This window comes from Psychrobacter okhotskensis (assembly GCF_965638355.1).
Classification (GTDB): Bacteria; Pseudomonadota; Gammaproteobacteria; order Pseudomonadales; family Moraxellaceae; genus Psychrobacter; species Psychrobacter okhotskensis.
Genome location: NZ_OZ281822.1, coordinates 2,393,580 through 2,405,660 on the forward strand (window position 1 = coordinate 2,393,580; position 12,081 = coordinate 2,405,660).

13 protein-coding genes are annotated in these 12,081 nt (G+C 44.4%); 1 reads left to right on the forward strand and 12 read right to left on the reverse strand.

The genetic code is table 11. The features are described from left to right. Positions 1 to 392: 392 nt before the first annotated feature. On the forward strand, positions 393 to 863 hold the full coding sequence (locus ACSUPM_RS09890) for a hemerythrin domain-containing protein (protein WP_436879894.1): 471 nt from the start codon (positions 393 to 395) through the stop codon (positions 861 to 863). Positions 864 to 920: 57 nt separating this feature from the next. On the opposite strand, the gene modB is transcribed toward ACSUPM_RS09890, so the two are convergent. The 12 genes from modB to surE all read right to left on the reverse strand — a co-directional run bounded on the left by modB (position 921) and on the right by surE (position 11,840). Further along, positions 921 to 1,619, reverse strand: coding sequence for a molybdate ABC transporter permease subunit (gene modB / locus ACSUPM_RS09895; RefSeq protein ID WP_201615785.1), 699 nt, complete (start codon positions 1,617 to 1,619; stop codon positions 921 to 923). Positions 1,620 to 1,666: 47 nt separating this feature from the next. Continuing rightward, positions 1,667 to 2,509 (reverse strand): molybdate ABC transporter substrate-binding protein, encoded by an 843-nt coding sequence (gene modA / locus ACSUPM_RS09900; protein WP_201615787.1) that lies wholly within the window; start codon positions 2,507 to 2,509, stop codon positions 1,667 to 1,669. A gap of 18 nt (positions 2,510 to 2,527) precedes the next feature. Further along, on the reverse strand, positions 2,528 to 3,019 hold the full coding sequence (locus ACSUPM_RS09905; protein WP_025650562.1) for a molybdenum cofactor biosynthesis protein MoaE: 492 nt from the start codon (positions 3,017 to 3,019) through the stop codon (positions 2,528 to 2,530). Positions 3,020 to 3,069: 50 nt separating this feature from the next. Next, complete coding sequence (locus ACSUPM_RS09910; RefSeq protein ID WP_025650563.1) at positions 3,070 to 3,351, reverse strand: MoaD/ThiS family protein; 282 nt, start codon at positions 3,349 to 3,351, stop codon at positions 3,070 to 3,072. A gap of 239 nt (positions 3,352 to 3,590) precedes the next feature. Beyond that, positions 3,591 to 4,097, reverse strand: coding sequence for a cyclic pyranopterin monophosphate synthase MoaC (gene moaC, locus ACSUPM_RS09915; RefSeq protein ID WP_025650565.1), 507 nt, complete (start codon positions 4,095 to 4,097; stop codon positions 3,591 to 3,593). A gap of 36 nt (positions 4,098 to 4,133) precedes the next feature. After that, positions 4,134 to 4,862 carry a molybdenum cofactor guanylyltransferase gene (mobA, locus tag ACSUPM_RS09920; protein WP_025650566.1) on the reverse strand — a complete coding sequence of 243 codons (729 nt, stop codon included), beginning with the start codon at positions 4,860 to 4,862 and terminating at the stop codon, positions 4,134 to 4,136. Positions 4,863 to 4,868: 6 nt separating this feature from the next. After that, complete coding sequence (gene moaB / locus ACSUPM_RS09925; RefSeq protein ID WP_025650567.1) at positions 4,869 to 5,399, reverse strand: molybdenum cofactor biosynthesis protein B; 531 nt, start codon at positions 5,397 to 5,399, stop codon at positions 4,869 to 4,871. A gap of 57 nt (positions 5,400 to 5,456) precedes the next feature. Beyond that, positions 5,457 to 6,569, reverse strand: coding sequence for a GTP 3',8-cyclase MoaA (moaA, locus tag ACSUPM_RS09930; protein WP_436879895.1), 1,113 nt, complete (start codon positions 6,567 to 6,569; stop codon positions 5,457 to 5,459). 122 nt (positions 6,570 to 6,691) lie between these two features. Beyond that, complete coding sequence (locus tag ACSUPM_RS09935) at positions 6,692 to 7,987, reverse strand: molybdopterin molybdotransferase MoeA (protein ID WP_025650569.1); 1,296 nt, start codon at positions 7,985 to 7,987, stop codon at positions 6,692 to 6,694. 720 nt (positions 7,988 to 8,707) lie between these two features. Then, positions 8,708 to 10,012, reverse strand: a complete 1,305-nt coding sequence (locus tag ACSUPM_RS09940) for a lytic murein transglycosylase (RefSeq protein ID WP_350587928.1) — start codon at positions 10,010 to 10,012, stop codon at positions 8,708 to 8,710. A 97-nt stretch (positions 10,013 to 10,109) separates the two neighbouring features. Next, positions 10,110 to 10,916, reverse strand: a complete 807-nt coding sequence (locus ACSUPM_RS09945; RefSeq protein ID WP_436879896.1) for a peptidoglycan DD-metalloendopeptidase family protein — start codon at positions 10,914 to 10,916, stop codon at positions 10,110 to 10,112. 111 nt (positions 10,917 to 11,027) lie between these two features. Further along, positions 11,028 to 11,840, reverse strand: a complete 813-nt coding sequence (gene surE / locus ACSUPM_RS09950) for a 5'/3'-nucleotidase SurE (protein ID WP_436879897.1) — start codon at positions 11,838 to 11,840, stop codon at positions 11,028 to 11,030. Positions 11,841 to 12,081 lie beyond the last annotated feature (241 nt).

Below are 12,081 nucleotides of genomic sequence, written 5' to 3' on the forward strand. Positions count from 1 at the left end.
TAAACAGGGGTAAACGCAAATTATAGTTCTTATTTTTAGAACAATACTTGTCGTTTGGAGCAGTTTTCTCAAAATTATTAGGCCTTTTTAAAATAGAGCCAATGCAAAGACGATTCTATAGTCAATTTTACATAAAATCGATAAGCTGATATTACCAGTGCTATTGGTTTTATAGTAATTCAATTATATTTATATAATTCTAGGGCGTGTCCTCATTTGAAAAGTAGAGATAAAAATGAAATAACAACCTGCCTTGATGCTTGTGTATGCTGATAGTAACAGCATCATGATTTTTAGAATGACAGTGTTAAAAATAAAAGCTTTTGAAACAAAAGCTTTTGTTTCAAAAGTATTTTACCTAATCGTTTGTAGACTTATGAAGGGGTTCAATTATGAAACGCAGCAATCAACTACAGCCATTATCTCGCCAGCATCATCTTGGTCTCAACTTGTCTCGTCATGCGAAAGAATGCGCTGACACGACTGACGAGATTGCCAAGCACTGGCATAATCTCACCGCTTATATCGACGATATGCAATATCATTTTCAGATTGAAGACAATTTAATTGCCAACGCCCTAGAGCCTTATCGAGCATCTCAACCTGAAGTAGCATCGGTATTAGAGACGCTTACTGGTCAGCATAAACGCTTGCAGACCCTGATAGATACGGGACAAAAAACGGCGAATCAGTCTATAACGACAGAACAAGTTAGAGAGCTTGGCACGTTACTATACGACCATATTCGTTTTGAGGAGCGCGAACTGTATCCTATCGTAGAAAAGTATCTAACAGAGGATGAGCTAGATGCTGTTTATCAAGCAAGCCCAGACAGTATTAAGCGCTCAGATGAGAATCGCTAGAAATTATAGTGTTTCAAAAATGCTGTTTGCGTCGCTTTTATCAACGTTAATCGAGCATCAGCGTTGATTTAGCTTATTGACAGTGGCAATCAAGGCGACCATGATCACACCAATGATAATAAGAATGCCGGACATCATATGTGCAGCTTCATAATTCAGTGCCTCGACTTGCTCATAGATAGCAATCGAGACGACTTTGGTCTCACCGGAGATACTGCCACCTATCATCAATACCACGCCGAACTCGCCAATGGTATGGGCAAAGCTAATTAAGCTGCCAAGAATGATACCAACGCGCGCTTGTGGCAATGCCACTTTCATAAAGCGCCTCAGACGACTGGTTTCTAATAAATGTGCAACTTCAATGACGCTAGGTGGAATGCGCAAAAACTGAGCGTAGACAGGCTGAATATAAAAAGGCAATGAGTAAATAATAGAGCCGATGACAAGCCCTTCAAAGGTAAAGATGAATGGACTGATGTTATGCTCGGCAAGCCATCTACCGATACCAACGTTGGGGCTTAATAGCAGTAATAAATAAAAACCAATCACGGTAGGCGGTAATACCAACGGCAACGCGATAATGCCCATTAGTAAGACTTTAAAGCGACCAAGTACGCGGCCACGGCTGGGCTTGGCAAGCCAATAAGCGACAGGCGTGGCAAACAATAATAAGCACAAGGTGGTCACACCGGCAAGCTTAACGCTCACCCATAATGGACTGAGCATGCCTGCCATAAGAGATTGGGCTATCATGATGTCATTGCTCGTTGTGTTAAAGGGTTGATTCTATTTAAGAATCACTATTGAAGCGTGAGATAGCCCGCTTGCGAGAAGTATTGTTGTCCTGCTTTAGAGAGTAAATAATCGCTGAAGTCTGTTGCCATAGACACGTCACTGATGACTATGCCATCTTGCAGGATAGCTGGATAAGACTCGGGCGCTAAGGTAACGAACCGCTCAGGCTTGGCTTTAATGGCTACGATTTGTGATTGCGCGACAAAGCCATAATCGACACTGCCAGTATGCGCATATTGAAAGGCTTGACCGATATTTTCTGCTTGTATCAGGCGTTTTTGCTGATTTAAAGTGTTATATAGAGTTTGCGACTGTAGATAGGCTTGTGCCGATGCGCCATAAGGGGCAAGCTCAGGATTAGCGATGGCTATCTTACCATTAGCGTCTTTTATTAATAAGTCACTCACCGCTGCTGGCTCAAGACCATGCAATGACTTAGTGACGCTATATAGTGCCAATTGACCTTGCGTATAAGTAAATGGTGTATAACTCTCATTATTTTTATCGTTGTCTACGACTCTTTCAGCCGCCAGTTTGGCAGGGAATTCTTGATTGGCAGATAAGAATATATCGTAAGGTGCGCCTGCTTTTATTTGCGCGTATAACTTGCCTGACGAGGCATAAGTGACGTCGATATCCTGCGCCGTTAAGTTTTTATCTGCTTTATAACCATCAACAATTTGAGGCAACACATCCGATAAATTGGCAGCAGCAGCAATACGTAGGGTTTGGGTTTGCTCAGGTGTCTGGCTAGCAGAATCCGTGTCAACCGTATTTTCTGCTGTGCAAGCGCTTAACGCTACTAGTAAAAACGCAGAGATAGGTGTCACCGCCATCAACTTAGCCATTACTAACCATCCTCGTTCTTAACCATTGTTACTAAGCCACTTGGAAACATCATTGTCGTAGTATTCTTGCTTCCAAACCGGAATATCTGCCTTAATTGTATCGAGTATCCAGCGGCAAGCATCAAAAGCGGGATAACGATGGGCAGAAACCACACCAACCCACACAGCGACATCGCCTATCTCTAAAGCACCGATACGATGAATGGCAATGGCATGAGTGATTTCAAAACGCTTTTTAGCTTCTTCGATAATTGCGCGACCTTGATTCAGCGCTAAGTCTTCATAACCATAATAGGTCAAGCGTTCAACACTAGTGGCATTATTATGATTACGCACTCTGCCTTCAAAGCAAACAAAAGCACCGCAGCTATCATCATCGAGGGTATTTTTTAGTCGACCTTCATCAATCGCTACGTCTAATAACGCAAAGCCATCACGCTCAGCGATTAGGTAGGCTTCATCGATACTACGCTTGATACTCATTGAGTGGCTGTGGACGTTATCTGTCATTTGATGTCTCTATTTGCTGTCTTTTTAATTAGGAAGCGATCTACTAAAATTTAACCACCCGCAACTGGGGTGATAAATACCACACTATCACCATCATAGATCTGGTCTGTCCATTTAGCAAAGTAATCATTTACCGCCACGCGTAGCTCTGCCTGCGGGCGACTAAAGCGATGCTTTTGACTGAGTTGTTCGTATAGCTCAGTCAATGAGGTCGACTGCTCAACGCTGACCGCTTCTTCTTGGCAATTGGCTTCGTCCGCTAAGCTGGCGAAATACAAGACGTTGATAGTCATCGTTGCTTCAGTGTTTGGTGCTACGTCAATATTACTCATAAAAACCTTCCATTCTGTGCAAACTATCGAGCTTTATAACTATAGTCAGTTAAAAGTAATATCGACACATCACGCACTGCTGATATCTATTTTTTTTGCTTGCTATGCCTGCGCAGACAGAGGCTTCAAAAAATTGATATCAGCAGTACCGTAGCGATTTTAGGATATTTTGACTATATATTACTGCTCATCGGGTAATGCTCATCGTTATAAAAAACTTCATTATTCTAAGTGTGATTTTAAGCATGACGATAGTCTGATTTTCCACCTGTTTTTGTCACCAAATGAATATTATCAATAACGATATCATGCGATAGCGCTTTGGTCATATCGTAGATGGTCAAACAAGCAATGCTAACGGCGGTTAAGGCTTCCATCTCGACCCCAGTTTTATGCGTGACTTTGACAGTGCCGCTGACGATAATGGCATTTAGGTCGTCATCATAAGCAAAGGCTAGACCAATCTTGTCTAGCGGCAATGGATGACACAGTGGAATCAAATCGTGGGTGCGCTTGGCGGCCATAATACCGGCGATATGCGCCGTCTGAGTAATGCTACCCTTTTTGGTCATACCATCAGCAGCTTTGATTTGCGCATAAATCTCGCTTGGGAAACGCACTTGTCCGACTGCATTGGCTTCTCGCGTCGTTGCCGTCTTGCCACTGACATCAACCATGGTAATATCGCCGTTGCCGTCTAGATGCGATAAGCTAGATTGTCTGCTTTCCTGATTATTGCTATTCATTGCTAATATCTCTTGATAAGGTCTCTTGATAAAATTTTATAAATCGCTTAACACTGCGCAGGCACGTTGAAAATCTTCAGGGGTATTAAAGTTGGTCAGATGCTGCCAATTTTCTGTCAAAGGCACCGCTTGCGTAAGAGGCTTGATAAATGACATGACACGGCGTTGACCGCTATCAACATAAGCCTTCAGATCAGGCTCAACACTTAATTGATACAGCCCCAATAATGGATATAGATGGCTATCATCGGTTAGACAAACCACTTTTTTATCGGCCGCTTGACTAATCACCGGTTGTAATTTTTGCCACAAATCAGTTGCAGGTATTAAGCTATCGCAGCTAATAACGAGTAACCATGAGGAGCCGGATTTTTGGTTTGGCGTTGTATCAGTGAGCTTAGCTAATGTCTGCAGAGCTGATTCGATAGCAACCAAAGCCCCGCCATTATCGCTCTGTTTGTCATCTTTCATAGGAGTGTAATCAGTAATATGCATAATTGAAGATTGTATATTACTAACAGTTAAATCTAAATCAACCGTAAAACCGCGCTCATTGTCTGCAATCATAATCAGTATATTGAAATCAGCGGCATTTGAATCAGCCGCTGTTAGTTCAAGGGCATGACGCACATGATAGTCTAATAGCCGCTCACCTGTCGACAGAGTGAGCTCCGCTTTGGGCGTGCCCATACGCTTGGACGCACCACCCGCTAAGATGACTACGCCTGCCAAGCTATTTAGATGTGGTGCAGTATCAACCATCATTGAATATCAGTCATGGCTAGGATTTTGTGCCAAAAAGTGCGGCACAAAATTGCATGGACGAGTACGGCTATCGAACTGCTCTTTTAAGATATTTTCCCAGCCAGTACGACACGCGCCTGATGAGCCCGGTAAGCAAAATATACCGGTGCCATTTGCCATGCCAGCAACCGCTCGTGATTGTACCGTAGACATGCCAATTTCATCTTTTGAGATGAGACGAAACATTTCACCAAAGCCATCGATCGACTTATCAAACAGTACTTTTACCGCTTCTGGCATGCTATCTCTGATAAAAAATCCCGTACCGCCCGTCGTAATCACTGCATGAACCTTTGGATCTGCAATCCAACCACTGATCACCGCTCTTATCTGGTAGATATCATCAGAGATCAATTGACGGTCTGCTAAGTGATGCCCTGCTTCGGTTAAGCTGTCTACCAAGTATTGTCCTGAGGTATCTTCTGCAAGTGTTCGACTGTCAGAGACGGTTAATACGGTAATATTAAGCGGTGTAAATGCTGTAGCGGGTTTGCTCATAGAGTTTCCTCGAGAAGGTGATGTTAATGTTTAAAAAAGCGTAACGTGCTTATTAATTTAACCGCCAATGATTGACAGGTTATGCATAATGCCGCTATTGGCATCATGCAAATGATGGTGCTCAGGTTTAATCGGCATAAAGCTATATAGATCATTGACTAAACCTTGCACATCGTTAGTCTGTAGATGCTGACGAATATCATAGTTGCCTTGATCGAATAAGCACAGATGCACTTTGCCTTGACTGCTCACCCGCAGGCGATTACAGGTATCACAGAAATGCGCCGCGTAAGGGGCAATCATACCAATGCGTCCCATATAATCAGGATGGCTGTACTCTACCGCTGGACCATCACTACTGCCGCGCTCATGTGGCTGCCAGCCATGCTCTAATAAATAATAGGTGATAATATCGGACTGGGCATGCTGAGCAAAAAACAGATCGCTATTGTCGCTGGTCTGCATGAATTCAATAAATCGATAAGTCACTCGCCTATCTTTGACGTAGTCGATGGCATCTATCAGATTTTCAAAGGCGGTCTCTGCCATCAACACACTGTTGATTTTGAGCTTGATATTCGTGGTTTGTAGCAACGTATCCATGTCAGCAAGTAGTTGCGGTAAGCTATCAAAGCCTGTCATCTTATGGAAAGTAGCGGCATCAAAACTGTCCATGCTGATATTTAACTGGTCGAGCCCAGCTGCTTGCCAACTGGCTAAATGCTTACCCAGCTTATAACCATTACTGGTCATTGCCACCGTTTCAATGCCATCAGTTTGTTTGATGGTTTCAATAATCTCGACGACATCGCGACGGATAGAGGGCTCACCGCCAGTGATTCTAACTTTTTTGGTGCCGACTTGAGCAAAGCCGCGTATCAGTGTGGCAATCTCAGGAACACTAAGCTCATCATCAGGACGTTTGCCTTGATAGCCGTTCGGCAAACAGTATTCACAGCGAAAGTTACAGAAGTCGGTAATAGACAAACGCAGATAGGTAAGACGTCGAGCAAAACCATCAGTTAACGGTTGAGAGTGCTCAATATCTTGCTCGGTAGGTGCTGTTACAGACGGGGCTTGATAATTATCAAAAGCCGTAGCGGCTGTTAATGTAGACATACTAGGCGAATACAGTTGTGCATGGCCTATCTTAATGTTGTCATCACTCATATTTTCCTACCATCAGTAGTGCTTGTGGGCAGCATTACTTTATTATTCGTGTTTGGCCTACCATTGTATGATTTATTTTCAGTTTTTTTGTAGTCATCTTATAGAGATTTAGAAAACTGTCACTACGCATGTAGCCAAGGGAACGGCTGCACAATGACGCTATCACCTGATGCCACATTACCACTGTCTTTGTCCAAAACAACAAAGCAATTCGCTCGGCTAAGCTGTTTGATTCTATGTGATTGCTGACCTGAGAAGCACTCAACTTGATAACTGCCAGCGTCGTTTTGTGTGAGAACACCGCGCTGAAAGTCCTTACGACCAGCTGATTTTTTGATATCGTTTGTGAGCGTTGCTTTGACACTCAATTGCATGGGTCGCTCTGCTAAATCAGCGCCTGACATTTGCCACAATGCTGGTATCACAAACTGTAACGCCCCAACGACCGTCGATAATGGATTGCCCGGCAGACCAAAATATAACACGGGCTTAGCTATATCTTGGTTTAATTCACCAAACACAAACGGCTTACCCGGCTTCATCGCGACTTTATAGTGGTTAATTTGACCCAGCTGTTCAATCACGGTAGTCAAAAAATCATAATCACCAACCGAGACGCCAGCCGTTGATATCAGGACATCGCAGTCTTGCATCGCTTTATTGACAGCGGCAGTCGTCTGCTCTAGATTGTCAGGGATAATGCCGTAATCACGAATGGTCACTGGCAGATCAGCCAGCATGGTTTTGAGTGTAGGCGTATTAGAATTATATATTTGCGCCAAGCTTGTCAGCTCATTGCCAATAGCAACCAGCTCATCACCAGTTGCTAACAGGCCTACCGTCAATGGCTGAAACACCTTGATTTGGCTGACGCCCAAATTAGCCAATAAGCTAATATCAGCAGCATTAAGACGTTTACCTACCTTCAATACGGCCTCGCCCGATTCGATTTCTTCACCTTGTTTGCGAATATTGTTATCGATCTGAGCCGTTTGCGACAGCGTCACCGTGTAAGGTTTTGATTTATCGATTGTGTCTCTAATAGTGGCAAAGTTAGTATTCTCTTGCATGATGACCGTGTCACAGCTATCTGGAACGACGGCGCCAGTAAAGATACGTACACCTTGTCCCGCTGTTAACTCGCCAGTATAAGCACTGCCCGCTTGTGATTCGCCAATGATTTGAATGCTGCTGTCGTTTGATATATCGCTGCCATGAGCGATCGCATAACCATCCATCGCTGATAGATTCTGTCTTGGTATATCGAATGTTGCGGTGATATCTTGCGCCAGTATTTGATTACGACTGTCTAGCAGCTCACAGGTGTTGAGCACCCTTGTTGGCAATGGAAAGTCATTATTATTATAAGTATCTACGCGCAGCTTTATCGCTGTCTGTAACGCTTCCATCGTAATCATAGGAGAACACTCAGTTTGTCGGTTGTTATTAGTATTACATTATAGTGAGGCATTGCTAACAGTTTATCATCTGTAGCCCGTATTTTTTGCTATCAGCGTTAATTGCATCTCTTCTACTAGTTGTAGTCGATTTTATATATTTTCAATGCGAGTGTACTTAAGTTTTTGATAGCACCATACAAATAAGTTCATATAGCACCCTGCTCGTTAAACACTAACAGATAATCGATATTAGGGCATGTCCTCAATCTGAACGGAAGAGACTAAACAGGCTAAATACTACCAAATTGTATCAAATAGCTGGTCAATATCTCGATACTATAGTCAAGGAATTTTAGAATCGCTACAAGGCGACCGACCGCAGATAGTACACTGAGTACATCTAGGGCGGGCAACACCGTAGCGGTTTAAAAATGCTCTGACTATATCTGCGCTATTTTTCTTGTTTGGCTACCATTTATCTCATTTTTATCGCCATTTTTAAAATGATGACATGCCCGAATAGTGAGTACTTAATTTTAACTGCTTAATTTTCAATGCGAGCCTTTTAACTCAGTACCTTTTAAGTAAGCTGCTACCTGTAAATCAATGCCTTTAGATAGGGCATAAAAAAGCACCTTAATCTAGGTGCTTTTTTAGAGTCATCACTATAAAAAATTATGAACACAGTCGTCAAAAACGGTGGCGTTGATTATTACATAATAGCGCCAGCAACCAACTTCACCATGATGTCAATGAAGAAGCACTCCGCTGACTGATAAAACCATCTGGCGTTTGCCCGTTATCGGCTTGCCAACGCTGGAATGCTTTGCGCGTGTTGGTACCGATAATACCATCCGTGCCTTTGGTATCATAACCTGCACTGGTTAAGCGCTGCTGCAATCTGGTCACTTGAGAAGTCGATAATGGGTTTTCATAGCGCGGCCATGATTTTCGTAGACCACTTTGCCCAGCCAGTGCTTTACCCAGCAAGCTCACACCCAGCGCATAGCTCGATGAGTTGTTATAAACCTTGATCACATCAAAATTTGGGCTTAACAATAGCACTGGGCCATCTTTACCCGCTGGTAGCCATAGCTCCATTTGCGTATTGGCATCGAGATACACATCATCTATGGTATCAACGCCAAGCGCCGCCCATCTGGCTGCAGGTTGCTTGCTACCGACCACTGAATAATCAAATGAAGATGGAACCGTTACCTCATAAAAAGGCGCCAGACCGCGAACCCAGCCTGAGTTGCTGAGATAATTGGCCGTAGAGGCTAAGGCATCGCCTGTTGACCATGGGTTGCGGTGACCATTACCATCACCATCGACACCATGCTCTGACCAAGTACCTGGGATGAACTGCGTTTGTCCCATGCCGCCAGCCCAAGAGCCTTCTAACTGTGACCACGACACGTCACCACGCTGCAATAGCGTCGCTAATGATAGTAACTGCGTTTCGGCGAACTCTTGGCGACGACCGTCATAAGCAAGGCTAGAGAGCGCGCTTGGTAAATCGCTATTGCCAGTCACCACGCCGTATGACGACTCCATGCCCCAAATCGCGGCGATGGTTTCTGCACTTACCCCATACTGCGATTCTAATTGTGACAAAAATGCCCGTTGCTCAGCAAACTTGCGCTTACCCGTACTCACACGCCCATCTGATACCGCAGAATCAACATATTCCCACGGCATTTTTGAAAACTCTGGCTGTCCTGAGTCAAGCGAGATGACCTGCTGATTTAAGTAAGCAGAATCCATCAGACGTCGAATCGTTGAGGCATCATAGCCTGATGACAGCGCGCGCATGGAGAAGTCAGACTTCCAATCAGAAAAGCTGTTGTAACTTGGTTTTGCCACTGGCTGCGGCTTGACGACCGGTGCCGGTGTTGGCTTTACTTGAATGGTTTGGGTCTGGGTAATCTGTACATTACCTTGACGCACAGGCTTGCTGGGTTTTTGCATCGCCTGTTGACTGGTACAACCGACCATTACTAAGGCAGGGAAAAGGGCAATGTACTGTTTTTTTAACATCATAAAAACTCTCAAGTATGGATAAGTAACTTAGCGATTAGCGGCAACCATTGGCAGCCGTTCATCAAATTTAACGTCTAAGCATTTAACATCAAGGCATTTAACGTCCAAGTACAGCCCGTGGATCGATAGGATTGCCATTCAAGCGAACTTGAAATTCTAGGCCGACTTGGTTGGTTTGACCACTGCTACCCATACTGGCAATACGTTGACCAAGTTGTACCTGCTCGCCTTCTTTAACCAGTAATTGACTATTGTGAGCGTAGGCGGTGATGTAATTATCGCTGTGGCGAATCATGATGAGGTTGCCATACTCTGGTAGACCATTGCCCGAATACAATACAGTACCAGATTGGCTGGCAAGCACAGGATCACCTTCGTTACCAGCGAACCACATGCCCATGTTACCGGCTGCCGCATCAAAGTTGCGAATCACTTGGTTGCGACTTGGATAATCATAGCCCGATGTCGCGTTGGCTGTCACTTCATATGCTGGTGTCGGCGTGCTGGCGACAGGAGGCGTATAAGTCGGCTGCGAGGGAGCAGAGGTATTAGCACCATTATAAGTATTATAGCGATTGTTGCTAGCTGCCGTTACTGGCGCGCCTTCCCATAGCTTCAACCACTGACCGCTATAGATGGTATATTTACTATCCAAACCGTTCATCGCCCCAATTTGACGATAGCTCAAGCGATAGCGCTCAGCGATTTGACTGACCGTATCGCCACGCTGCACGCGATGATAGTTAGGAACGCCTTGCGCATTGGTAATAATCTTAGGTCCCACTTGGTTAGCTGATTGGTAAGTAGGCTTCGTCGCACAGCCCACTATCGTTAACGATGCTGCTGTCAACGTTCCTATCAATGCTACTGTTGCCAAGCGCGATCCAGCAATAAGCTTCTTCATACAAGATTTCCTATTCTTTATGTTACTCACAAACTCCTTGTGCTAATCACAAGCATTTTGCTAACTTTTATACCGTTTAGTATTTGGCAGCTAGGATTTGGCAGCACCAAATTATAGCATTAACGCCGACAACGTATTAAGGGTGTCAGCTGGCGTATGATGCAGGCGCACTGGAGATAGACTAATATAACCCGCTGCCACCGCTTGGTCATCCGTCATGTTCATGGCCGATGACTGAATATCTTCAGTTTCTAGTGACGATTCATGTTGCCGCTTACGTAGCGATAGCCAATAGGCATCTCGCCCGCGTGGATCTACCACATGATGTACAGGCCGTGCTATCTGACTATGTCCCAGACAGGTGATTTTTCGACCTTTGATATCATCAGCATCATTTACATCAGGGATATTAACGTTTAATACATGATAGGGCAAACTTTTGAATGCCTCTACTATAGATGTTTCGGTCAACAGTTTGACTATTTCATCGGCGGCAATTTGATAGCGGTGCGCTTGGTCTTGCTCGTCGCCTTTTATTCTCGCCCCTACCAGAGAAGTCGCAATCGCCGGTAAGCCAAAGAGTTGGGCGGTCAATGCCGCGCCAAAAGTACCCGAAAACAATACATCTTGTCCCAAGTTGGCCCCTGAATTGATACCGGTAATCACGCAGTCAAAGCGCGTGTCTTGATACAGCTCGTGTAACGCCAAATAAACACAATCCGCAGGCGAACCATTGACCGCGATAAACCCCGACGGCAACTGCTGAGTATACAACGGCTGAGAGATGCTCAAGGCGCTACTGCAGCCGCTCTGCTCATTGTTAGGTGCGACCACCTTCACCTCACCAACCTTTGATAAAGCTTGCGCCAGCGCTAACAATCCTGGCGCATGTACCCCATCATCATTACTAACTAAAAATTTCATTTGTGCTCAATATATTTAGGTTTGACCGTCTGTCTGCTTGTCTACTTTAGGGTGGTAAAATTGCTATAATTAGCCCAGTATTTGACTATTAATTGCTGAGCGCACCTCACCCCGATGCACCACTGGGAACGATTGTTATCACTCCGTTTTATGCTAACTGTGGTCATTATTAGATAGCACTTTAACCCTATAGTCGTGTCAGGTGCAACGATATTATGGGCGATTATACCTGAATCGCTAG

Bases quoted from the DNA above. Each gene is read 5' to 3' on its own strand.
- ACSUPM_RS09890 (WP_436879894.1), top strand. From the start codon at position 393: ATGAAACGCAGCAATCAACTACAGCCATTATCTCGCCAGCATCATCTT.
- modB (WP_201615785.1), bottom strand. From the start codon at position 1,619: ATGATAGCCCAATCTCTTATGGCAGGCATGCTCAGTCCATTATGGGTG.
- modA (WP_201615787.1), bottom strand. From the start codon at position 2,509: ATGGCTAAGTTGATGGCGGTGACACCTATCTCTGCGTTTTTACTAGTA.
- ACSUPM_RS09905 (WP_025650562.1), bottom strand. From the start codon at position 3,019: ATGACAGATAACGTCCACAGCCACTCAATGAGTATCAAGCGTAGTATC.
- ACSUPM_RS09910 (WP_025650563.1), bottom strand. From the start codon at position 3,351: ATGAGTAATATTGACGTAGCACCAAACACTGAAGCAACGATGACTATC.
- moaC (WP_025650565.1), bottom strand. From the start codon at position 4,097: ATGAATAGCAATAATCAGGAAAGCAGACAATCTAGCTTATCGCATCTA.
- mobA (WP_025650566.1), bottom strand. From the start codon at position 4,862: ATGATGGTTGATACTGCACCACATCTAAATAGCTTGGCAGGCGTAGTC.
- moaB (WP_025650567.1), bottom strand. From the start codon at position 5,399: ATGAGCAAACCCGCTACAGCATTTACACCGCTTAATATTACCGTATTA.
- moaA (WP_436879895.1), bottom strand. From the start codon at position 6,569: ATGAGTGATGACAACATTAAGATAGGCCATGCACAACTGTATTCGCCT.
- ACSUPM_RS09935 (WP_025650569.1), bottom strand. From the start codon at position 7,987: ATGATTACGATGGAAGCGTTACAGACAGCGATAAAGCTGCGCGTAGAT.
- ACSUPM_RS09940 (WP_350587928.1), bottom strand. From the start codon at position 10,012: ATGATGTTAAAAAAACAGTACATTGCCCTTTTCCCTGCCTTAGTAATG.
- ACSUPM_RS09945 (WP_436879896.1), bottom strand. From the start codon at position 10,916: ATGAAGAAGCTTATTGCTGGATCGCGCTTGGCAACAGTAGCATTGATA.
- surE (WP_436879897.1), bottom strand. From the start codon at position 11,840: ATGAAATTTTTAGTTAGTAATGATGATGGGGTACATGCGCCAGGATTG.